Raw genomic sequence first — 22,303 nt, forward strand, 5'->3', positions numbered from 1 at the left:
TCAGCCTTCGCCGCCTGCCAGCAGCGGCTGGAGCTTGTTCGAGTACATCGAAAGCGCCGAGCCGATTGCCATGTGCATGTCCAGATACTGGTACGTGCCGAGGCGGCCGCCGAAGAAGACGTTCGGTTCACCGGCCTGCAGTTCGCGGTATGCGAGAAGGCTCTCGCGGTCCGCAGGCGTGTTGACGGGGTAGTAGGGCTCGTCTCCCCGTTCGGCGAACCGGGAGTACTCCCGCATGATGACCGTCTTGTCGGCCGGGTATTCACGCTCGGGGTGGAAGTGCCGGAACTCGTGGATGCGCGTGTAGGGCACCGTGGCATCCGCGTAGTTCATCACCGGCGTGCCCTGGAAGTCGCCGATCGGAAGGACCTCTTGCTCGAAGTCCAGGGTGCGCCAAGAAAGCGTTCCGCCTGTGTAGTCGAAGTAGCGGTCCACCGGCCCGGTGTACACCACTGGGACACTGCCCACCACGGCATTCTTGTTCACCGGCTGGGATTCGTCGAAGAAGTCGGTGTTCAGCCGAATCTCGATGTTCGGGTGATCCGCCATGCGCTCGAGCCACGCGGTGTAGCCGTCGACTGGCAGGCCCTCGAATGTGTCGTTGAAGTAGCGGTTGTCGTACGTGTACCGCACAGGAAGGCGGCTGATCACCTCTGCCGGCAGCTCCTCTGCGGACGTCTGCCATTGCTTCGCCGTGTAATCGCGGATGAACGCCTCGTAGAGCGGGCGTCCGATCAGAGAGATGCCCTTCTCCTCGAGGTTCGCCGCATCGCGGGTGGAGAATTCGGATGCCTGCTCCGCCACCAGCGAACGGGCTTCGCCGGGCGAGTACGCGGAGCGGAAGAACTGGTTGATCGTTCCGAGGTTGATCGGAAGCGGGTACACCTCGCCGCGATAGTTCGTGTAGACGCGGTGCACGTACGACGTGAACTTCGTGAACCGGTTGACGTATTCCCACACCGGAACGTTCGAGGTATGGAAGAGGTGAGCGCCGTAGGTGTGGACCTCGATACCCGTCTCGGGTTCGGCCTGGCTGTATGCGTTGCCCCCGATGTGCGGTCGCCGGTCGATGATCAGCACCTTCAGCCCGAGGTCGTCGGCCACGCGTTCAGCGACCGTGAGGCCGAAGAAGCCTGAGCCTACGACGATGAGATCTGGGTTCACGCGGGTTCCTTTGTTGTTGGGCGAGGCCGTCAGTGTGGGTAAGCGCGCCGACCTACGAGTCTGCCGACCAGCCAACGAGTCTACGGGAGCCCGGCCGGGAATCGGCACCGAGCCGCGGTCGTCTGGCCGAACAGGGCAACGCGGCACCCGTCAACTCGCGTGCGCCTCGCTTGGGTCTGCGATGATGAGCCTGCGGTAGGCGCGCCGCCTGATCGGTTCCGGTACAAGACGATATCCGCCTCGGACGACAACATTTCTCACGAACTGCAGCTTGCCGATAAAGCCCGATCTTAGGAAGGCAAGCTGGAGCATCCACTCGCTTCGGAGGAGCCGCAGCCCGCCCCGCCGCTTGTACGCACCTGAGGAGATCCGGTAACGCACGAGGGCCTCAGAGGAGTTGGTCGCATTGATTCCGGCCGCGAGCATGCGCGCGAACAACCAGTAATCCTCCATCATGCCCATCGGCTGGTACCCGCCGGCGCGTTCGACGGCGTTCTTGGTGTACACGACAGTTGGGTGGTTGAACGGATCGTGAAATCGCGCGTATCTGTCGATATCTGCCGCCGTTACCGGGGGGGTGCGGCGAATGCCCAGATGTTCGCCGTCGGAAGTCTCATAGAACTCACGCAACCCGCTTCCCACTAGTTCGTGCCCTTGGGCGACGAGTTCCAGTTGCACCTCGAACCGGTGCGGTTCCGAGATGTCGTCGGCATCCATCCGCGCTACCACGTCGTATGTGCACTCGCGGAGGCCGGCGGTAAGGGCCTCGGTCAGTCCACGGTTCTCTGGCAAGTTGACGATCTTCACCGGAACCGGACTCGTTCGATCGAGCTCAGCGATCGCGGAGACGATGGCTGCCGAGACCGGTCCGTCCTGAACGAGCACCACTTCAGAAGGCGGCAGCGTCTGATCTGTCACCGAGCTGCGAAAGGCTCGAAGAAGATAGTCCGCTGAGTCGCCCTGATATACCGGGAGAAGAAGGGAGAACGGAACGGCGTCACTCACGCGGGTCACCAGCTCCGCTCTCTGCGATGACGCCGTCCAGGCCGAGCGACAAGAGATACTCCGCGTTGGGCCGTGGTGATGTCCGAGTTCCGTCGCGCCAACCAGCGCAAAACGTGCGTCGAATCGTGGTCGGATCTGGGGAGTGCTTAAGAGTGTGGGTCCAACGCCGAGCCGCCGCCGCGATGTAGAGCGGTTTCTCGTACCAGGCGAGCGACTTGGAACGGCGGAACAGCCAGAGCTTGTTGCGGACTTCGTAATAGAACCGCTCACCGGGATCGGCATCGGTGTCGGCCCTTGCCTTCGTCTTGTGCACGACGACGCTGTTTGGCACGAACAGTCCCCGACGATGTCGGAGGATCCGCGCCGTGAACTCGAAGTCGTCGTTCCAGATGAAGTATTCCGCAATTGGCAAGCCGTAAGCACGTACTGCCGCAGCATCGACCAGCGACGAGACGAACGACGACGACCGTATGGGAACGGAGCCCGCCGACTTGGCGTCGCGGGACTCGGAAGGGGACGCGAAGGGTTTTCGCCGCGGGGTGTTCATCGGATGGTCCCGGTGGTCCGTCCATACCACCCGCGACGCCAGAATGGCCGGCCGGTATGCAGAGCGAGCGTGGGCGTCGAGCAACGCCTCCAGCGCATTCGGCGTCGGAATCGTGTCGTCGTCCATGATCCAGACAAGATCGGCACTATGCCGCGAAACGGCGCGGTCAATTCCTACGGCGAACCCACCGGCGCCACCCGAGTTCACGGCAAGGATCTTGAGATCGACCTCAGGGAAGTGCTGCGATACCACGGCCGAAGTGCCGTCGGTCGACGCGTTGTCGATGACGACGATGGCATCCGCCGGCAGGGTCTGCTGGGCGAGAGCTCTGAGACATTCGATGAGCAGATCACGACGGTTGTATGCGACGACCACGGCGACTACTCGCACCCACGATCCCTTCGTTCCGTCACGGTCTCGGCGATCCCGCTCCTCGCACCTCGATGACGGCAATCATCAGGGTGCGAGCAGGGCCGGTCAAGCATACCCGCACGCTCCTGAGCATCGATGGTGATTCACCCCTCTAACATGTTGTGGTGTCTGTTCCACGCGCGGCTTCACGAGCGATCGTTGTCGTTCCCACCTATAACGAACGAGAGAACCTCGAACGCATCATCGGTGGTGTTCGTTCCTCCGCACCGTCATGCTCGATCCTGATCGTCGACGACAATTCGCCCGACGGAACAGGGGCCATCGCGGACGCGCTATCCGCTTCCGACGGCATGGTGAACGTGCTTCATCGGGCGGGCAAGTCGGGACTGGGTAACGCGTACCGCGCAGGGATGAGCTGGGCCTTGGAACGCGGGTATGACATCGTCTTCGAGATGGATGCTGACGGATCGCATCCATCCGACCAGATAGAGCCGATGATCAGCGCTACCGAGCAGGCCGACCTGGTGATCGGTTCGCGTTGGGTGGCGGGGGGTGCTGTAGTCAACTGGCCACGCAGGAGACTCGTAATCTCTCGCCTGGGGAGCTGGTACGCGCGTCTAGCACTTGGATTGTATGTGAAGGACGCCACCGGAGGCTTCCGGGCCTACCGCGCCTCAACTCTGGCAGATGTTCTGGATGACGCCAGGGTGAGCCAAGGTTACGCGTTTCAGCTCGACATGCTTCGTAACACCGCGCTCAAGGGGTATTCCATCGTCGAGGTTCCCATCACCTTTGTCGAACGCACGCACGGGGCCTCGAAGATGACCGCGTCAATTGTCTTGGAAGCTATGGCCCTCGTCACCTGGTGGGCGATCGAGTCTCTTCCGCAGCGGTTGAGGCACCGACGGTGGCACACACAGGTGCGCCACCGCATCCCCGGTCGGCCCACTGGATACGCCCTCGAGGATTGTGCGTGAAACACGTCATGCCTTTCGTGCGGCGAGGATGACTTCGCTGTACGGGCCACTCCATGTGCGCTGCGTCGTAAAGCCCAGTTTTGTCAACGCCCGGTCGATATCCGAGCCCGGATATGGGACATCGCGATTCGTGACTACAAAGAGCCGGTCGTGATCTCCAAGCCGCGACGACAACGCAGAGAACGGGAACTGCTGGCCCCAATAGCTGTTGTTGTCGGCCGGTGAGACTTTGAGCATGATGTCATCGAGCGCGCGCAGATCTTGGAATGACGCGAATTGCACAACGTGCATATCGAATGGGTAGCCGGGCATTGCGAAGAGGACAGCGTCCCCGGCCCGCCCCTCGGCCCCGATCCAGTCGGCCGCCTGTGAGTAGTCGGACTGGTTTGCGTAAGGCGTTCGTGAGTCGAGGTAGCCAGGTATTGCAGCAACGATGGCGATGACCAGGCTGACTGCTGCAGCCGTTGCGAGCAGCGGTTTCGCGGCGAGCTTGCGCCGTGCAGTCCATGACGCCGCCGCCTCGTGGACCACGCCTGCCGACCAGCCCGCGAGTAATGCGGCCGCGGGGGCGGTCAGGGTCAGGTACCGGGGCGTGTACAACGGAGTCACGACGAGGCTCAAGATCACCAGCGCAAAGGTCACAAGCACCATGGGGACGATAGCGAATGGCAGCATGGCCAAGTCCGTGCTCTTTGCGCGGCGGCGGACGAGCGCTATGACGACTCCAGCGACAACTAGGATCACGTAAACGCCCAGGGCGGCGACGTCACCGAGGAACCACTGTTGCGAAATGATGTCGACGATCGTCGTGCGCGAGATGGGGGGAATCCAAGAGACCTGCCCTCGCTGGTTCGCGACGAGAAGCAGAAGGGGCATCGCTACGAGAATTCCGGCAATGCCAGACAGAGCGGTGAGCAGCCACCGGCGTCGGTATCTTGGCACCAGGAGGACTGCGAACCACAGGGCTACCGGAATGAAGACCATGTACGCGAAGATCGCGCAACTCAGCGCGACGGCCGCTCCATATGCGCACCATCTTCCGGGCGTCGAGCGGTCCGCCGCCCGCACCAACAGCCACAGCATGAGCGCGCATGCGAGGGCCGTCATCGCGTACGACCGCGCCTCAGTAGCTGCCCACTCCGACCGAGGTAGCAGGATCAGAGCGATCGCCGAGGAGACGGCGACGACCCGATTCGAGAGCCTTCGTGCGACGAGGTAGGTAACGGAAACGGCCAGGCCGATGGCGATGGAACTGAGGAGCCTAGTGACGATCCTCGTGTCTCCGAACGCGGCTGCCCAATTCTGAAGGATGAAGTAATAGAGGCCGTGGACGGCATCGATGCTGCCAAGGACGTGCCAGAGCTGTCCCGGGGTTCGATGGATCATCGACATCGACACGGTCTCGTCGAACGAGTACGACGGGATCCATGAGCCGATGAAGGAGATGAGCCATCCGGCGACGCCGAGGGCAACAGAATCCATCCGGACAAAGGTTCTGGTCGGTTCTCCGGCGCGGTCTTGGGCCGCGGCTGCTGGTACGCCAATCCAAGTGCTCATCGGGTGAGATCTTAGGCGCGCCCCGATCGGAGCGGGCCGAGCATGCGCGGACGCAGTCCCTGGAGTCGACCAAGGTCGGTCCTAAGAATCGTCGTAGGCGATTCGACGGTGCGGTATCGATCATTCTCGGATGGGAAGATCACTGGCCCCAAATTGAACTGGGAACGGTCGTGGCCGAGACTCGTAACTGTGAGCCGTCTCAGGAGTTCTGTTGGCTTCCTCGGTTGCGAGACACCGCTGACGTTCGAAAGCGTCACGGAAGTGACTCGGAAACTGTGGAGGACCTCAAGGTGTCAGCGGCACGGATCACGGAGTTGATCGAGGAGAACCGACGACTTCGCGACGAGATCGACGAGCTACGTCGCGAGGGGCGCTATGTCGCGGAGTTGTACGACGTTGTCGTGGAGCGAGTGCGAACCGACTCGACGGAACGTTGAACGCGCCGCGTACATCCGCTCCCAAGCTCACTCAGTGAGCTGGTCCGCGGCCCTGCTCGCCCGTCCGCTCAGGTGCCACAGGCAGTGCCTGCCGCCACGACATGCCCTGCGACGCCTTGACGGTGCAGATGACGGTGAGCATCCAGCCGCTCTCGTAGAGCATCGTGCTCTCGGCCATCGCCGTGCCGATGAGGGCGATCAGGATGAGCGGCGGCCACGCGTAGATGACGCTGCGCTTGTTGGAGCCGAGCAACCAGGAACGGCCCATTGCGAGACCGAGCAGGAGCAGGAAGAGCAGGAAGCCGACGAGGCCGACCTGCAGCCAGACATCCAGAAACGCGTTCAGCCCGTTGGCGTGAGGCGCCCCGGTCATCGCGTTGATCAGCGAGTACGGCGGAAGTGAGCCGCGCCAGAAGCCGATCCAGCCCCAGCCGAGCAGCTCGTTCACGGGGATCAGGTGCCACATCTGCAGCCACACCTCGTAGCGCACCGTGATGACCGATCGACCGTGCAGCAGCTCGATGATCGGCGCCCGGAAGATGAACGCCAGCACCGCCAGGGCGAGGGTGACGCCGCCGAGCGAGACCTGAACGGCGAACTTCCAACGCTCACGCCTGATGTGCCGGATGCCGAACAGCGCGGCCGCCGCCAGCAGGATGATCACGATCATGATCGCGATCACGGGAGAGTTCGCGAACAGCAGGCAGAGCAGCGCTACCGCGACGGAGAAGACCGCCAGACCGAGCGTCACGGACTTCGTGCGCCACTCGATGATGAACGTCACGACCGCGATCAGTGCGACGAGACCGAGCTGATTGCGACTGCCGAACAGGCCGGAGATCGGCCCGCCCTGCGCCAGGTTGCCGGCGATGCCGAGGAACTTGATCGGTGCGTCGATGAGCAAGCCGCTGAGTACCTCGAGCGCGAGGGATGCCGCAAGCAGCACGCGCAGCACGTCGCCGATGACCCGCACGATCTGGATGGCATCCCGCACGAGCGCCAGATAGAGCGCGAGGAACGTGAAGATCCATTGGTAGATCACCGCGGCGAGCGTCGCCCACTGATACGTGCTCCACACGACCGAGACAGCGCACCACCCGACGAACACGAGGAGCGACACCGGCAGAAGGCCATGCCACTCGATGACGTCCCAGTGGGCGATGAACGAGCAGATCGCGACCGCGGTGACCGCGGCCAGCACCCCGATGAGGCCGGGCCAGCCGATGACGTCCTTGATGGCGGTGGTGAGGAATGCCGACCCGACGACGCACAACGACAGCGCCCGCGAGAACCTCGCTGACTCGAAAAGCGCCCTCGTGAGGGCGAACCACCGCGGCACGCGTCGTGCTGTGGAGGTCACTACCGGGCGGACCCGAGGTCAGGTGCGGCGGCGGGCGAGGCGGGCATACTTCATCTTAACGTTGAGGGTCGCCGGCCCTACGGACGCTCCAGCTTCGTCTTGATGCTGAACATCGCCAGCAGCGCGAAGCCGGCCTCGATGAGCAGCCTGCTCTCGGTGAACGACTGCGCGATGAGCGCGGCCATGAAGAGCAGCGGGAGCAGCGTGATCGCCGTGTAGGGAACATCCGCCCGCACGACGCCCTGCTCGTCGAACGGAGCGCGGTCGACCGCCTTGAACCAGGCGCGCCCGAAGACGGTGAGCACCAGCAGTGCGAAGATGACGAGACCGAGGATGCCCAGCTGCAGCCAGACATCCAGATACGCGTTGTGCGCCTGCAGGTACTCCACTTTGTTCCGGATCGCGAGCCCCTTGAACGGCTCGACCCATGGCGCCCAGTAGCTGATCCAGCCCCAGCCGAAGTACGGCTTCTGCTGCGCAAGGTGGATGACCTTGTCCCAGATGTCGGTGCGTCCGGTGAGGTCGGCGCTCTTGCCGAGCAGCTTCGTGATCGTTCCCCAGAACAGGATCACGAACGCGGCACCCACCACGATCACAGCGGCCGCCGTCACGTAGACGGGCACCCGTCTGCTCTGCGGAACGCTGCGTCCCCACCAGGCGAACAGCAGCACCACGACGACCACAGCGAGCGCGACGGTCACGGTCGAGGAGCGGGTGAGCAGGAAGGTGATGCCGGCGAGCACGAGCCAGACGATGCCGGCAGTGCGGTTCACCGTGCGATCCGCCAGCTGGATGCCGAACACGATGAGCGCGAACAGCGTGATCATCCCGAGGATGTCGCTGTTGCCGACGATGCCCTGGATCTGACCGCCGTGCAGGAGCAGATCCCGGCTCCAGTAGAACGCGTTCGGCAGCTTGCCCGACGGGTACTGGTACGTGGTGAACAGCGGCAGGATGTGGTGCCGGATGACGAGCGAGACGATCAGCTCGAAGATGAGCGAGAGGCCGATGATCCAGCGGAAGGCGGCGCCGAGCGCCCGCAGGATCTGCTGCCAGCTCAGGCACAGCGCGAAGAACGCGGCCGCGGTCGTCGTGGCCAACTGGGCGACTGCGGCTACCACGGTCTCCGGGCGGTACGAGGACCACGCGATCGAGACGATGCACAGCAGCAGGAACAGCAGGAGCGTCTTCGGCCACTTGCGGGCGGGCACACGCGGTCGCGCACGTATGAGGAACACGATGCTGCCTGCCAGGCACAGCAGCACTGCCGCTCCCCAGCCCCACCAGCTGATGGCGTTGCGCCAGAAGTCGGGGGCGAACAGCGTGAAGAAGGTGAAGCCCGCGAACGCGAGCATCCAGCCCTGACCTGTCGGCACGGTGCGAGGCGCCGTCGCCGGCGAGGTCTGTGTCATGTGGTTACTGTAACGGCGGTCGGGGGCGTGGTTTCGACGGGTCGATCCGTGCTGCAGCACTGAACCGGCAGCTGCTGATCATGGCTTCCAGAGGCGGATACCAATGTGAGGAGCGGCGTGTTGGAAGTCCTTGTCCGTAGTAAGCAGCACGAGGCCGTGCCGTAGTGACAGCTGCGCGATGAGGGCATCGATTGTTCCGAGCTGGACTCCAGCGCGCCGACAGGTGTTGCGTACTTCGGCGGCAGCAATGTGATCATCCCGGTCGGGCTGCACGAGCGGCATGTGGGTGAAGCGCGTGATGATCTGCTCTCGGGCGTGTTGCGGAACGAATCCCTGAAGCAGTTCCTGAAGGATCATTCCTGTCGTCACGACGATGTCGTCACCAGCGAGCGCTCGGCGAAGGTACTCGACCTCGGGCGAGCTGTCGGGCGCATCCCGACGCAGCGCCAACGACCAGACGCTCGTATCGACGAGGAGCGTCACGAGCGCGAGCGCTCCGATTTGTAGTCGAACGATTCATCCCAGTCGAGGGATCCCAGCAGACCGAGAATCTGCGTTTGCTCCCGGCGTGCGATGAACTCCTGCAGAGCCAGCGTGACCGCGGCCTTCTTCGTGCGCTCCCCGCTCACTTCGAGCGCGTGCTCCAACAGTTCCGGATCGATTGCAAGATTCGTCGCCACGGGAAATCACCTCACACACAAGGTTACACACGTGACCGCACAGGGACTACACGAACGCGCCGAGCCCGGTGATCGCGCGGCCGACGATGAGGGTGTTCATCTCCTGGGTGCCTTCGTACGAGTACAGCGCCTCGGCGTCGCTGAAGAACCGGGCGACGTCGTACTCGAGCACGATGCCGTTGCCGCCCAGGATCTCGCGCGCCCAGCCGACCGTCTCGCGCATGCGCGAGGTGGTGAACGCTTTCGCCAGCGCGGAGTGCTCGTCGCGCTGGGTGCCGGCGTCGAGCATCCGTGACACCTGCACGACGAGGGCCAGCGACGACGTGATGTTCGCCAGAGATCCGGCGAGCATGTCCTGCACGAGTTGGTGCGCGGCGATCGGCTTGCCGAACTGGATGCGCGCCCCCGCGTACTTGACGGCCGCCTCGTAGGCGCCCACCGCGACACCCACCGCAGCCCAGGCGACCTCGGCCCGGGTGGCGCGCAGCACGCGAGCAGTGTCGCGGAACGAGTTCGCGTTCTGCAGGCGGAGCGACTCGGGCACGCGCACGTTCTCGAGCGTGATGTCGGCGTTCTGCACGGCCCGCAGCGCCTGCTTGCCCTCGATCTTCGTGGCGTGGTAGCCGGGGGTCTCGGTCGGGACGATGAAGCCCTTGACCTGGCCGTCGGCGACATCCTTCGCCCAGATGACCGTGATGTCGCTGAAGGTCGCGTTGCCGATCCAGCGCTTCGAACCGTTGATGACCCACTCGTCGCCCTGCCGCTCGGCGGTCGTGCGCAGGCCCTGAGCCGAATCCGAGCCGGAGAGCGGCTCAGTCAAGCCGAACGCGCCGATGATCTCCCCGGAGGCGAGCTTCGGCAGCCATTCATCGCGCTGCTCCTGCGAGCCGCACGCGCTCAGTGACCCGGCGGCCAGTCCGTTCTGCACGCCGACGTAGGTGGCAACGGAGGCGTCGATGCGGGCCAGCTCGAGCGCGACGAATCCGCGGAAGACGGCCGAGTTCGGAAACGGCTTCGTCTCATCCCACGCGAACGCGGCGACGCCGAGCCGATGCAGGTCGGGGATGATCTGCTTCGGGAACTCCGCCCGCTCCCAGTACTCGTTCGCGATCGGCTTCACCTCGGTCTCGAGGTACTCGCGCAAGCCGGCGATGGCCTCCTTCTCCTGATCGGTCAGCTCGTTGGAGAAGCCGTAGAAGTCTGCTGCGAGAGGCTCGAACGCCATGTCTGCTCCGTAGATTCGTGATTCGGGTCGCGTACGGCCCTTGCCGGCAGCAGGCTGCCGTGCAGTGAAGACCGGTGGAATGCGGGTCAGCCTAGGCAGCGGCATCCGTTCGTCCCAAGGCCGTTGGTACTCTGCGACTAATCGGAAGAAAGGGCGGGCACGGATGTTTGTGCGCATCGACAACGTTCCTCGCGATTACGCGTGGGGCTCCTCGCACGGCATCGCCGACCTGCTGGGCAGGACCGCCTCCGGAGGGCCGGAGGCGGAGCTCTGGTTGGGCGCGCATCCTGGGTCTCCGAGTCGGCTGAGCACACCGATCGACGGTGCGGAGACGCTCGCCGAGCTGATCTCGGAGGATCCGGACGCGACACTCGGCTCCGATTGGCGCGAACGCGACTCTTATGAGGGAGCGCCGCGCCTCGGATTCCTGCTGAAGGTGCTGTCCGCGGCCGCGCCGCTGTCGATCCAGGCGCATCCGTCGTCCGCTCAGGCACGGGCGGGGTTCGCCCGCGAGAACGAGCTCGGCATTCCCCTCGACGCGCCGGAGCGCAACTACAAGGACCCGTTCCACAAGCCCGAACTGATCTACGCCGTCACGCCGTTCGACGCACTGTGCGGGTTCCGCAGCGTCGGCACGTCGGTCGCCGTCTTCGACCGGTTGATCGCCGCGGGGAAAGCGACCGGGCTGCCGCACGACGAGCTCGACGTGCTGCGGGGCATCCTGGCCGGGGGAGAGGACGAGGAGTCCGCGCTGCGGGCCACCGTGGGGCTGCTGCTCGGTGGCGGCGAGGCGGCGGAGGAGATCGTGGCGCAGGCGACCGCGATCGCGCGCTCGTCGAAGGGTGAGAGCATCCCGGAGCTCGGCATCGTTCGGCTGCTGGCGGATGCGTCCCCGGGCGACCCCGGCATCGTGCTCGCTCTGCTGCTGCATCGCGTCGCCCTCGCGCCGGGTGAGGCTCTCTATCTGCCGGCCGGCAACATCCACGCGTACCTCTCCGGCACCGGCATCGAGCTCATGGCCGCATCGGACAACGTGCTGCGTGGCGGACTCACTCCCAAGTACATCGACGTACCCGAGCTGCTGCGCGTGCTCGACTTCACACCGGTGCCCGCGCCGCTCCTCGCGCCGTCCCGGCTCGGTGCGCTCGAGCTCTTCACCCCCGACGTGCCCGACTTCAAACTCGCGCACGTGACATCGGATGCGTCGCTCGACCTGAATGGCCCAGCCATCGTGCTGTGCACGGCCGGTTCGGCATCGGTTGCGGGCGATCACGAGAGCGTCGAGGTCTCGCGGGGTGACATCGTCTTCGTCTCGGCGGACGAGGGTGCCCTGCGGTTCGAGCTCCGCGACGACGGCGTGCTGTTCGTCGCCACCGACAACCGCTGAAGGAGCCTGTTCCCGCGGTAGTATTACGTACGCTGAGCCAGTCGTACTACGGAGGAATGATGAAGCTCAATGCGAAGGGGCAGGTGACCATTCCGGCCGAGTTGCGGCACCGCTACGGCTTTATCGAGGGCGACGAGGTTGAGGTCGTCGACGATGGCGGAGTATTGCGTGTCGTACACGGAGATGCTCGGACGGCGGGCGAGCGGGCGGTCCACCGCATCCGCGGGGCCGCGGGCGGCGGCGCGACGACTGACGAAATCATGGCGCTGACCCGTGGGGAATGACTCGACCACACTCGTTGACACGAATGTGCTCCTCGACGTTCTCACCGACGACGAGCGGTGGGCGGACTGGTCGAGCGCAGCGCTCGCACGGGCACTGGATGATGGGCCGCTCGCGATCAACCCTTTGATCTATGCCGAGCTCTCGGTGCGGTTCTCCTCTGAAGACCTTCTCGACTCCGCGTTGGCACCTCTCGGCCTTCGGCGTGAGACGTTGCCATATCAAGCAGCCTTCCCGGCAGGCAGGGCGTTCGTCGAGTACCGCCGACGGGGCGGATCGCGGACCGCGGTACTGCCTGACTTCTACATCGGGGCTCACGCTCTCGTCTCGGGTCACGTTCTTCTCACGCGCGACGCTCGCCGGTATCGCACGGCGTTCCCTGGCTTGGTTCTCGTCGCGCCGTAGGTGGTTGGCGACGCCACTAGGTTTGAGGCATGGCTTGGTTGGTGACCGGCGGCGCCGGGTACATCGGCGCGCACGTGGTGCGCGCCTTCGCAGAGGCGGGGATCGACGCCGTCGTCATCGACGACCTGTCGAGCGGGCACGAGAGCTTCGTGCCTCAGGATGTGCCGTTCGTGCGCGGCACGATCCTCGACGGCGGTCTGCTCACCGACGTGTTCGCGCAGCATGCGATCGACGGAGTCATGCACATCGCCGGCTTCAAGTACGCGGGAGTCTCGGTACAGCGGCCGTTGCACACGTACGAGCAGAACGTGATCGGAACGGCGACGCTGCTGGCGGCGATGGAGGAGGCGGGGATCGACAAGATCGTGTTCTCCTCCAGCGCGGCCGTGTACGGAACGCCGGACGTCGACCTCGTCACCGAGAGCACGCCGAAGGCGCCGGAGTCGCCGTACGGTGAGTCGAAGCTGATCGGCGAGTGGCTGCTGCGCGACCAGGGCGTCGCACGCGGCGTGCGGCACACCAGCCTGCGGTACTTCAACGTGGTCGGCTCCGGCTATCCGGATGTCTACGACACCAGCCCGCACAACCTCTTCCCGCTCGTGTTCGACGCGCTGTTGGAGGGCCGAACGCCGCGCATCAACGGCGACGACTACCCGACACCGGATGGCACATGCGTACGCGACTACCTTCACGTCTCCGACCTCGCGCACTCGCACGTGGTGGCGGCGCGGCGCCTCCACGACGGCGACGTGCTCGAGCCTGCATACAACCTGGGCAGCGGTGACGGCGTCTCGGTCGGCGAGATCATGTCCACGGTCGGCGAGGTGACGGGCATCCACTTCACGCCGGAGATCGCGCCGCGACGCCCCGGAGACCCCGCTCGCATCGTGGCGTCGGGCGAACTGGCCGCCCGAGATCTCGACTGGCGGATGCGGTACACGCTCGCCGAAATGGTCGACAGCGCATGGCAGGCCCGGCAGGCGGCATCCTGATCGCAGGCGGCGCAAATCGTTGTCGAACTTCGGCGCGTCGCGAACCCTCGAGCACCGCTTGAGCCTTTACGATTCGCGACTTGACGCGATCGAACTACACCGGTGTAATTAGTGAAACGCCCCGTGCAGGGAACACGGCACGTCAAGGCGTGGCAACACAGGTGGGGAGATCGATATGGCGATGAGCGAATATCGACCGGGGGTACCCGAAAACTGGTTCATCGATCCCGTACGGCTTGGGGTGCCGGGGGTTCGATCGGTCGATGAAGACGAAGACGGCGCGTTGTCGTGGCAGTCGGATGCGTTGTGTGCGCAGACCGACCCCGAGGCGTTCTTCCCTGAGAAGGGAGGATCGACGCGGGATGCCAAGAAGATCTGCGCCTCGTGCGAGGTGCGGGCGCAGTGCCTGGAATACGCGCTGCAGAACGACGAGCGCTTCGGCATCTGGGGTGGGCTCTCGGAGCGCGAGCGGCGCAAGCTGCGCAAGCGCGCGGGCTGACCACGGTCTGACCGACTAATTCGGGGAGCACGCGATGCCGGTGCCCGGGATTCCGCACGCACCTGCCTAGGCTGTCCGCGATGCCTCCGACAGTCACCGCCATTCTCGTCGCGCACCGCGGCACCGAGCATCTCAGGCGCAGCCTCGATGCCCTCGCCTCGCAGACCCGTCCCGTCGACTCCCTGGTGGTGATCGGCGTCTCCTCCGATGAGGCGACGACGGCGGAAGCCGCGCACTCTTCCCCGGACCAGCTGCTGGCATCCAACGAGAAGCTGCCCTTCCCGACGGCGCTCGGCGTCGCGGCCAGAGTGGTGCCGCCGTCGACATCCGACGACGACTGGCTGTGGTTCCTCGGACAGGACACGGCGCCGGAGCCGGATGCCCTGGCCCACCTCATCGACACTGTGGGAGTGTCACCGTCGGTCGCCATCGCCGGCCCCAAGCTCGTCGACTGGGACGAGTCATCCGTCATCCGTGAGCTCGGTCTGTCGATGACGCGATTCGGCACCACGATCGTGCCGGTCGAGGACGAGTTCGACCAGGCGCAGCACGACCGGACGAGCGACATGCTGGCCGTGCCGGCAGCCGGCATGCTGGTCAGGCACTCGGTGTGGGAACGGCTGGGCGGATTCGACCCGGCGCTACCGGCATTCGACGAGGGGCTCGACCTGTGCGTTCGAGCACGCCTCGCCGGTCACCGCGTGGTCATCGTGCCTGGCGCGCGCGTGGCATCCGCCGGCGACGGCGTGAGCGTGCAACCGCGAACGCCGCGCGGCAGGCAGCGCAGGAAGCAGCATCGGTTGCGGCGGGCGGCGCAGCTGCACCGACGCATGGCGTACGCGCCGGGGTTCTCCCTCTTCTTCCATTGGCTCTCGCTGGTGCCGCTGGCGGTCATCCGGTCGCTCGGGTTCCTGCTCGGCAAGCAGCCGGGCGCGATCGGCGGCGAGTTCGCTGCGGCGTTCGCGACCGCGTTCGGCGGCAGCCATATCGGCCAGGCGAGGAGCGCGCTGAAACGTGCGCGCACGGTGAAGTGGAAGGCGATCGCGCCGCTGCGCATCCCGCGCGTCGAGGTGCGACGGATGCGCGCACTGCGTCGCGAGGCGAGCCTCGTGCGTCAGCACGGCGAGCGTCGTGAGCTGAACTTCTTCAGCGGTGGAGGCGCGTGGGTGGTGCTCGCGGCCGCGCTGATGAGCATCGCACTGTTCGCGCCGCTGCTCGGGTCGTCGCAGCTCGGCGGCGGGGGACTGCTGCCGCTGAACGACATCGGAACCCTGTGGGCGAACCTCGGGTATGGGTGGCGCGACATCGGCATCGGGTTCGCCGGGGCGGCCGACCCGTTCACGGCGGTGCTCGCCGTACTCGGGTCGTTGACGTTCTGGCAGCCGTCGTTCGCGATCGTGCTGCTCTGGTTCGCGGCTCTGCCGCTCGCCGCACTCGGCGCCTGGTTCCTCTCCACCCGGCTCACGCACCGCGCGGTGCTTCGGGCCACCTTCGCGATCGTGTGGGCGCTGGCCCCGATGCTGTTCGACGCGCTGCAGCACGGGCGCCCGGCCGCGGTGATCGTGCACATCCTGCTGCCCTGGCTGTTCTTCGCCGGCACCGCGGCCAGGCGGTCGTGGGCGGCCGCGGCGACCACGGGCATCCTCGCGGCGGCCGTGCTCGCCTGCTCGCCGGTGCTGGCGCCCGCCCTGCTCGTGGTGTGGGTGATCGGATCGGCGCTCGCCGGGCGCGGCGTCGTGCGCGTGCTGCTGATCCCGATCCCGGCTCTCGCCCTCTTCGCGCCGCTGGTGGTGCAGCAGGTCATGCGTGGCACACCGCTTGCGGTGTTCGCGGACCCGGGGCTTCCGGTGGCGGCGGCGCCGGCGCATCCGCTGCACGTCGCCCTCGGGTTCTCCGACGGCGACCTCGGCGGCTGGCAGACGCTGGCCGGCGTGTTCGGCTTCAGCGGAATGATCCCGTCGATCGTGGTGCCGATCCTGATGGCGCCGGTGGCGATCCTGGCGCTGCTGTCGCTGTTCCTGCGCGGCACGATCCGGGCGACGCTGTGCCTCATCGGCGCGCTGCTCGGCTTCGCGACGGCCATCATCGCCACACACGTCTCGTTCTCCACGCAGGGCTCCGCGGCCGTTCCACTGTGGCCGGGCACGGCGCTCAGTCTTTATTGGCTCGGTCTGATCGCGGCGGCGACCATGGCGCTCGTCGCCCTCGGCAGATTCTCGATCGTGCCGGCGACCGTCACCGTCGCGTTCGTGGCGGTGGCGATCGCGCCGCTGGCGATCGCGGTGCCGTTGCAGACATCCGCGATCGTGCCAGGACCCGCGACCGCGCTGCCGGCCTACGCCACGGCTCAGGCGCAGACGCATCCGCGGATCGGCACGCTGCGGCTTTCGCCTCAGTCCAACGGTTCGCTGGGAGCTCAGCTCGTGCACGGGCAGGGCGTAACGCTCGACGACCAGAGCACGCTGAGCGCGACGAGCCGACAGCTCACCGCCGACGAGCGGCGGCTGGCGACCCTTGCAGGCAACCTCACCTCGACGAGCGGCATGGATGCCTCGTCGCTCCTGAAGCACTTCGGCATCTCGTTCGTTCTGCTGGAGACAGGGGCGGGCGAGGGGCTTTCCCCCGCATCGGCGACGCAGCTGCGAGCCGAGACCGCCCTGGACAGCAATCCGCTGCTGACCCAGGTCGCGTCGACCGACGACTCCGTGCTGTGGAGCGTTCCGGCGCAGACGCAGAGCGTGCCGATCCCGCCGGATGCCGGTGGTTGGGAGCGCTTGGTCGCGCTCATCGCGCTCGGGGTCGTGTTCGGGCTCACGCTGCTGCTCGCACTGCCCACCGGCCGCACGGAGCGGGGAACGTTGCGCCGACCGACCGCTGCCGAGGTGCTCGGACGACAGGCCAAGCGTCGCGGAGCAGCGAAGGGTGATGCTGGAGGCGCGCCACCGAGCCCGGAGGATCCGACCGGACCGATTCCGGAAGACGGTGGCGCCGGTGGCGAGGCCGCCGACGACGGAGGCGAGGAGTCCGCGGAGGCTGCTGACGCCTCGGCGGAGTCGAGCGAAACATCCGCCGACGCAGGCGAGGCCGATGCGGACAGGGGCGAAGCATCCGACGGTACGAGCGACGAGGACGGCAGCGAGCGGGTGAACCGTGAGATCGAGGAGATCACGGTCGAGCGGCCGCCCGCGCTGACCGGACCGTACGCGTCGACCGCGCCATCCGGCGCTCACGGCTTCGAAGGAGGCCGCGATGTCCACTGATTGCACCCGCAACACTCGTGCCATCGCCCGCGGAAGCGTGCGCATCCTCGCCGGCGCGATCGGCGTCGGCGTCGCTGTCATCGCCCTCGCGGGGGCGGCCCTGCTGCCGTTGCCCAGCTTCCACGTGACGCCGCCCGCGCAGACGGTCACACCGGTACCGGCCGACCAGGAGCGGGTCTGTCCGGGTGGACTGCTCGACCTCGGTAACGCGACCGATGCTTCATCGCTCAGCTCAATCGGCTCGCCGTCGCTCGTGACGACCGCGACCACCTCGGTCGCGCAGCGCAGCCTGCAGACGCCGAGCGTGCACGGAGGCGGCGGAGCGCCGCGCGTGATCAGCACCCAAGCGGAGGGATCCGCGACGCGACCGCTCATCGCCGGGGCCCAGTCGCAGAAGGCGAACGAGTCGGATGTCGCGGGGCTCGCGGCCGCGGCCTGCGGCGAGGCGACTTCCGACAGCTGGCTCGTCGCCGGTGCGACGACGCTCGGGTCCACCAGCCTCGTGCTGCTCAGCAATCCGTCGAAGGTGCAGGCGACTGTCGACCTCACCGTCTACACCGAGGGCGGCCGTGCTGAGGCGCCGGGGGCCAGGGGACTCGTGGTGCGGGCCGGCTCGCAGCTCGTTGTGCCGCTCGCGGGGATCGTTCCGAACGCGCAGGCATCCGTCGTGCACGTGCAGGTGGCGGGAGGAAGCGTGTACGCCTCGCTGCAGCAGAGCAGTGTGCAGGGGCTTGCGCCGCAGGGCGTGGAGCTGGTCGGGCCGACGGCCCAGCCCGCGCAGAACCTCGTCATCCCGGGGATGACCGTGGCGAACATCGCCCGGCTCTCGGCCGGAGCCGACGGCGGGTCGAACCAGCTTCCGGCCGTGCGGCTGCTCGCCCCGGGCACGACCGCGGCGCACGTCACGGTGACGGCCACGTCGGAGACGACACCGGGTGTGGGCGCGACGTCGCGGATCACCGTGCAGGGCGGAACCGTGCGCGAGGTCACGTTCGACCACCTGATCGACGGCGCCTACACGGTGCAGGTCGCCTCCGACACGGCGGTCGTCGCCGCAGCCCGCACGGTCGACGTCGGCGCCGCGCCCAGCGCGGACGAGTCCGCAACGGCTCAGGCGGAGGCCGCGACACAGGACTTCGCCTGGTTCGTAGCCAGCGCGCCGCTTTCGCAGACGGCGATGCTCGCGGTGCCGTCAGGCTCGGCGCCGACGCTGCACGTCGTGAACGGCAGCCGCACGGACGCGTCGGTCACACTGACTCCGAAGCACGGCGCGGCCACCACGGTGTCGGTGCCGGCGGGGAAGGCCGTGGCGGTGCCGTTGACCGCGCGCAGCACCTACACCCTCGACGGCGTGAGCGGGCTGCGGGCATCCGTGAGCCTGACGGCGGATGCCTCGTCATCGTCGTTCGCGCTGAACCCACCGGGACCGCTCGCGCAGCCCATCACGGTGTACCCCAAGTAGCTCCAGCGTCAGAAGTGCCCGAAGTGGCCCGGCGCGAGGTCCCATGGGTCGCGCCCGAGCAGCTCGGCCACGGCACGGAACACGCAGCTCTCCACGAGCAGCTTGCGGTGCAGGTCGTCGTTTCGGTGCAGTTTGGCAAGGCGCTCGATCGGCACCCGGTAGAGCGTGATCGCCTTGTGCGCTTGGTCGACACCCCAGCGCTCGACCTCGTCGTAGCCGAGAGCACCAGCGGGCGCCGCAGCGATCTGCACGCGCATGTCGGAGAGCTCCTCCGGCCACAGTCCCTTGAGGAAGTCGGCGGTGCTCGCCACGGTCATCTCGAACACGTCGATCCGGTCCTGCAGCAGCGGAAGATGAGGCCCGGTGACCGGGCCACGTGCGCCTCGGCCGTGACGGTCCGAGCGACGTACCGCCGTGGCGTAGCGCACCGGCCGGGATCGAGACATGTCGTCCATATTAGGGCGACGGACCGGCGCCGGGATCGCCGCCCAGGAAGCTGCCGCTGTCGCCCGCCGGCGAGTAGTGTTGTGCCCTGATGACGGCCCGAACGTGCTCCAAGGTCGCGTGCTCGCGGGATGCCGTGGCGACCCTGACGTACGACTATGCCGACTCCATGGTGGTGCTCGGGCCGCTGTCGCTGGCCCACGAACCGCACACGTACGACCTGTGCGCGATCCACGCCGATCGGCTGTCTGCTCCGAGGGGCTGGCAGGTGGTGCGACACCAGGTGATCGGCGAACCTCAGGGCCTCGGCGGGTTCTGAGTCGTCGATGTGGGCGAGCTCAGCCCGCGGTAGGCGACAATGGAGCACATGACCTCGCTGACTTCTCCCGGAATCGACGCGCGCTCCGAGTCCGCCGCGGCACCACGCGCGTTCGAATACAAGGTGCGCGACCTCGCGCTGGCCGAATCCGGACGGCACCAGCTGCGCCTCGCCGAGCAGGAGATGCCCGGCCTGATGGCCCTCCGGGAGGAGTTCGCGGATGCTCGGCCGCTGGCCGGCGCGCGCATCGCGGGCTCCCTGCACATGACGGTGCAGACCGCCGTGCTCATCGAGACGCTCGTGGCGCTGGGTGCGCAGGTGCGCTGGGCGAGCTGCAACATCTTCTCCACCCAGGACGAAGCGGCCGCCGCCGTCGTGGTGGGCCCGAACGGCACGCCGGAGAACCCGCGGGGTGTTCCGGTGTTCGCCTGGAAGGGTGAGACGCTCGAGGAGTACTGGTGGTGCACCTCGCGTGTGTTCGACTGGAGCGCGGAGGCCGCCGCTTCGGGCGGCGACTTCATCGGGCCGAACCAGATCCTCGACGACGGCGGTGACGCGACGCTGCTCGTGCACCTCGGTGCGCAGTTCGAACGGGACGGCCGGGTTCCGGATGCCGCGCCCGGCGACTCGCATGAGTACCGCGTCATCCTCGACCTGTTGCGGGCATCCATCGCCGAATCGGCCGACCGGTGGACCCGCATCGCCGGCGAGATCGTCGGGGTCACCGAGGAGACGACGACGGGTGCGCACCGGCTGTACGAGCTGGAACGCGACGGAAAGCTGCTGTTCACGGCGATCAACGTGAACGACTCCGTGACCAAGTCGAAGTTCGACAACAAGTACGGCATCCGCCATTCGCTTCCCGACGGGCTGAACCGCGCCACCGACGTGCTGATCGGCGGGAAGGTCGCGTTCGTCGCAGGCTACGGCGACGTCGGCAAGGGAGCGGCGGAGGCGCTGCGCGGCCAGGGCGCCCGCGTCATCGTCAGCGAGGTCGACCCGATCAATGCGTTGCAGGCGGCGATGGACGGATTCCAGGTGTCGCGCCTCGAGTCGGTGATCGGCGAGGTGGACATCCTCATCACGGGCACCGGCAACAAGGATGTCGTGCGCCTTGACCACCTGCTCGCCATGAAGCACCTCGCCGTTGTGGCCAACGTCGGGCACTTCGACAACGAGATCGACATGGCCGCGCTGGAGTCGCTCGAGGGCGCCGAGAAGGTGGAGATCAAGCCGCAGGTGCACGAGTGGCGGCTGCCGAACGGGCGCAGCGTGCTGGTTCTGAGCGAGGGCCGGCTGATGAACCTGGGGAACGCGACGGGGCATCCATCGTTCGTGATGAGCAACTCGTTCACGAACCAGGTGCTCGGCCAGGTGGAGCTGCACACGAATCTCAACGCGTACCCGCTCGGCGTGCACACTTTGCCGAAGGTGCTCGACGAGAAGGTGGCGAGGCTGCACCTGGATGCCCTCGGCGTGGAGCTCACGACGCTCACTCCGGAGCAGGCGGCCTACATCGGCGTTCCGGTGGAGGGCCCGTACAAGTCGGACCAGTATCGCTACTGACGACTGAGGTGAGAGCAAAGCGAGCTTCCTCGCTTTGCCGAGCCGATGGAGTCAGTTGAGCGGCGCAGCCGCGAACATTGATCAGTTCTCGGCTCGGCCCTTTCGCCAGTAGCCCATGAACGAGACCGCCTGGCGGTCGAATCCGACGTCGCGCACCAGGTGACGGCGGATGCGCTTGATCGCCGCCGCCTCTCCCGCGAGCCAGACATAGGTGGATGCCCGTCGCGCGTCGCCATCGACGCGGCCGCCGGTGAGCGGGTCGGTGCCCGGCACCTCCCACAGAACGTGCGTCTCGATGTCGACATCGTCCGGCTCTGCGCTGCCCGCCCGACGGTCGGCGGGAAGCGGGAACGCGTCGCACACCGCGTCGGCCAACGCCTCGCCCGGCTCGTCGGTGCGCGGCACGTACCTGACATCGGCGCCCGGCGGCGCGTCCAGCGCCGCGAGGTCGTCGGGGTGCGGGAGCTCCGCGAACACCGTGGTCGAGGAGTCCGGCGGGAGTGCGGCGAGGATGCACGCCATCGCCGGTACCGCGGTCTCGTCTCCGGCGATCACGAACCGTTGCACGCCGGCGGGAGGAATCCACCCGATCGCACCGCGGTCGCCGTCGGCCCGCGCGTTCGGTCCGAGGAGGCGCAGCGGCATCCCCGCCTGGGCTTCCGCTGCCCAGCTCGCTGCCGGGCCCGCGGTCTCCTCGTGCAGCGCGAAGTCGACGTCGACCTCCGTTCCACGGAATCCGTCCCGGCGGTCGCGGATCGTGTAGGTGCGCATCGGGGGCCGAACGTCGTCGGGCAGCGCCGACCACTGCGCATACCAGGAGGGGTCCTTGGCGCGCATGGCCGGGTATCCGCCCTGCGCATTCGGGAACAGCAGCTTGATGCGCTGGTCGAGGCCGTCCCAGGCGAAGTCGTCGAGCGCTGCGCCGCCGAACGTGACCCGAACGAACGTGGG

The 22,303-nt window shown here is 66.8% G+C and carries 22 protein-coding genes; 11 read left to right on the forward strand and 11 right to left on the reverse strand.

Annotation, left to right across the window (positions count from 1 at the left end; all coding sequences use genetic code 11):
- From glf to ACTHNC_RS02870, 3 genes are all read right to left on the reverse strand, one after another.
- Window positions 1-1,164 carry a UDP-galactopyranose mutase gene (glf, locus tag ACTHNC_RS02860; RefSeq protein WP_440293084.1) on the reverse strand — a complete coding sequence of 388 codons (1,164 nt, stop codon included), beginning with the start codon at window positions 1,162-1,164 and terminating at the stop codon, window positions 1-3.
- A 150-nt stretch (window positions 1,165-1,314) separates the two neighbouring features.
- The gene (locus ACTHNC_RS02865; RefSeq protein WP_440293085.1) at window positions 1,315-2,169 is read right to left on the reverse strand and encodes a glycosyltransferase; all 855 of its coding nucleotides are present in this window, start codon (window positions 2,167-2,169) and stop codon (window positions 1,315-1,317) included.
- Window positions 2,162-3,091 (reverse strand): glycosyltransferase family 2 protein, encoded by a 930-nt coding sequence (locus tag ACTHNC_RS02870; RefSeq protein WP_440293086.1) that lies wholly within the window; start codon window positions 3,089-3,091, stop codon window positions 2,162-2,164. Before ACTHNC_RS02870 ends, ACTHNC_RS02865 begins: the two co-directional genes overlap by 8 nt.
- A 161-nt stretch (window positions 3,092-3,252) precedes the next feature.
- On the opposite strand from ACTHNC_RS02870, the gene ACTHNC_RS02875 reads away from it, so the two are divergent.
- Entirely contained in the window at window positions 3,253-4,065 is an 813-nt protein-coding gene (locus ACTHNC_RS02875; protein WP_440293087.1) for a polyprenol monophosphomannose synthase, read from the forward strand.
- A gap of 6 nt (window positions 4,066-4,071) precedes the next feature.
- Here ACTHNC_RS02875 and ACTHNC_RS02880 read toward each other — a convergent pair whose 3' ends face one another.
- The gene (locus tag ACTHNC_RS02880) at window positions 4,072-5,622 is read right to left on the reverse strand and encodes a glycosyltransferase family 39 protein (protein ID WP_440293088.1); all 1,551 of its coding nucleotides are present in this window, start codon (window positions 5,620-5,622) and stop codon (window positions 4,072-4,074) included.
- A 290-nt stretch (window positions 5,623-5,912) separates the two neighbouring features.
- Between ACTHNC_RS02880 and ACTHNC_RS02885 the strand changes: the two genes are divergently transcribed.
- Window positions 5,913-6,059, forward strand: coding sequence for a hypothetical protein (locus ACTHNC_RS02885; protein ID WP_440293089.1), 147 nt, complete (start codon window positions 5,913-5,915; stop codon window positions 6,057-6,059).
- Window positions 6,060-6,090: 31 nt separating this feature from the next.
- Here the strand turns inward: ACTHNC_RS02885 and ACTHNC_RS02890 are convergent, their stop codons facing one another.
- From ACTHNC_RS02890 to ACTHNC_RS02910, 5 genes are all read right to left on the reverse strand, one after another.
- Window positions 6,091-7,419 carry an O-antigen ligase family protein gene (locus tag ACTHNC_RS02890; protein WP_440293090.1) on the reverse strand — a complete coding sequence of 443 codons (1,329 nt, stop codon included), beginning with the start codon at window positions 7,417-7,419 and terminating at the stop codon, window positions 6,091-6,093.
- Between the two features lie 77 nt (window positions 7,420-7,496).
- Window positions 7,497-8,831 (reverse strand): O-antigen ligase family protein, encoded by a 1,335-nt coding sequence (locus tag ACTHNC_RS02895; RefSeq protein ID WP_440293091.1) that lies wholly within the window; start codon window positions 8,829-8,831, stop codon window positions 7,497-7,499.
- A 78-nt stretch (window positions 8,832-8,909) separates the two neighbouring features.
- Complete coding sequence (vapC, locus tag ACTHNC_RS02900) at window positions 8,910-9,314, reverse strand: type II toxin-antitoxin system VapC family toxin (RefSeq protein WP_440293092.1); 405 nt, start codon at window positions 9,312-9,314, stop codon at window positions 8,910-8,912.
- Window positions 9,311-9,511: a type II toxin-antitoxin system VapB family antitoxin gene (locus ACTHNC_RS02905; protein WP_440293093.1), complete on the reverse strand. Its 201-nt coding sequence runs from the start codon at window positions 9,509-9,511 to the stop codon at window positions 9,311-9,313. The genes vapC and ACTHNC_RS02905 overlap by 4 nt, the downstream gene beginning before the upstream one ends.
- A gap of 46 nt (window positions 9,512-9,557) precedes the next feature.
- A complete protein-coding gene (locus ACTHNC_RS02910) occupies window positions 9,558-10,736 on the reverse strand; it encodes an acyl-CoA dehydrogenase family protein (RefSeq protein ID WP_440293094.1) in 1,179 nt (392 codons plus the stop codon).
- A gap of 163 nt (window positions 10,737-10,899) precedes the next feature.
- On the opposite strand from ACTHNC_RS02910, the gene manA reads away from it, so the two are divergent.
- The 7 genes from manA (at window position 10,900) to ACTHNC_RS02945 (ending at window position 19,023) form a co-directional block, all read left to right on the forward strand.
- Window positions 10,900-12,123, forward strand: a complete 1,224-nt coding sequence (manA, locus tag ACTHNC_RS02915) for a mannose-6-phosphate isomerase, class I (protein WP_440293095.1) — start codon at window positions 10,900-10,902, stop codon at window positions 12,121-12,123.
- Between the two features lie 56 nt (window positions 12,124-12,179).
- Complete coding sequence (locus ACTHNC_RS02920) at window positions 12,180-12,407, forward strand: AbrB/MazE/SpoVT family DNA-binding domain-containing protein (RefSeq protein WP_440293096.1); 228 nt, start codon at window positions 12,180-12,182, stop codon at window positions 12,405-12,407.
- Window positions 12,397-12,810, forward strand: a complete 414-nt coding sequence (locus tag ACTHNC_RS02925; RefSeq protein WP_440293097.1) for a type II toxin-antitoxin system VapC family toxin — start codon at window positions 12,397-12,399, stop codon at window positions 12,808-12,810. Before ACTHNC_RS02920 ends, ACTHNC_RS02925 begins: the two co-directional genes overlap by 11 nt.
- A 29-nt stretch (window positions 12,811-12,839) precedes the next feature.
- Window positions 12,840-13,802, forward strand: coding sequence for a UDP-glucose 4-epimerase GalE (galE, locus tag ACTHNC_RS02930; protein WP_440293098.1), 963 nt, complete (start codon window positions 12,840-12,842; stop codon window positions 13,800-13,802).
- A gap of 175 nt (window positions 13,803-13,977) precedes the next feature.
- Window positions 13,978-14,301: a WhiB family transcriptional regulator gene (locus tag ACTHNC_RS02935; protein ID WP_440293099.1), complete on the forward strand. Its 324-nt coding sequence runs from the start codon at window positions 13,978-13,980 to the stop codon at window positions 14,299-14,301.
- Between the two features lie 80 nt (window positions 14,302-14,381).
- Entirely contained in the window at window positions 14,382-17,561 is a 3,180-nt protein-coding gene (locus tag ACTHNC_RS02940) for a glycosyltransferase (protein ID WP_440293100.1), read from the forward strand.
- Window positions 17,551-19,023, forward strand: coding sequence for a DUF5719 family protein (locus ACTHNC_RS02945; protein ID WP_440293101.1), 1,473 nt, complete (start codon window positions 17,551-17,553; stop codon window positions 19,021-19,023). Before ACTHNC_RS02940 ends, ACTHNC_RS02945 begins: the two co-directional genes overlap by 11 nt.
- 8 nt (window positions 19,024-19,031) lie before the next feature.
- On the opposite strand, the gene ACTHNC_RS02950 is transcribed toward ACTHNC_RS02945, so the two are convergent.
- Window positions 19,032-19,469: a metallopeptidase family protein gene (locus ACTHNC_RS02950; RefSeq protein ID WP_440293102.1), complete on the reverse strand. Its 438-nt coding sequence runs from the start codon at window positions 19,467-19,469 to the stop codon at window positions 19,032-19,034.
- A gap of 89 nt (window positions 19,470-19,558) precedes the next feature.
- Between ACTHNC_RS02950 and ACTHNC_RS02955 the strand changes: the two genes are divergently transcribed.
- Both ACTHNC_RS02955 and ahcY read left to right on the forward strand, forming a co-directional pair.
- Window positions 19,559-19,786, forward strand: a complete 228-nt coding sequence (locus ACTHNC_RS02955) for a DUF3499 family protein (protein ID WP_440293103.1) — start codon at window positions 19,559-19,561, stop codon at window positions 19,784-19,786.
- A 48-nt stretch (window positions 19,787-19,834) separates the two neighbouring features.
- Entirely contained in the window at window positions 19,835-21,352 is a 1,518-nt protein-coding gene (gene ahcY, locus ACTHNC_RS02960; RefSeq protein ID WP_440293104.1) for an adenosylhomocysteinase, read from the forward strand.
- 81 nt (window positions 21,353-21,433) lie between these two features.
- Here ahcY and ACTHNC_RS02965 read toward each other — a convergent pair.
- A partial coding sequence (locus tag ACTHNC_RS02965) for a siderophore-interacting protein (protein WP_440293105.1) occupies window positions 21,434-22,303 on the reverse strand: 870 nt, incomplete at its 5' end.

It is taken from the genome of Humibacter sp. (genome assembly GCF_051954055.1).
In the GTDB taxonomy this organism is placed as follows: Bacteria; Actinomycetota; Actinomycetes; order Actinomycetales; family Microbacteriaceae; genus Humibacter.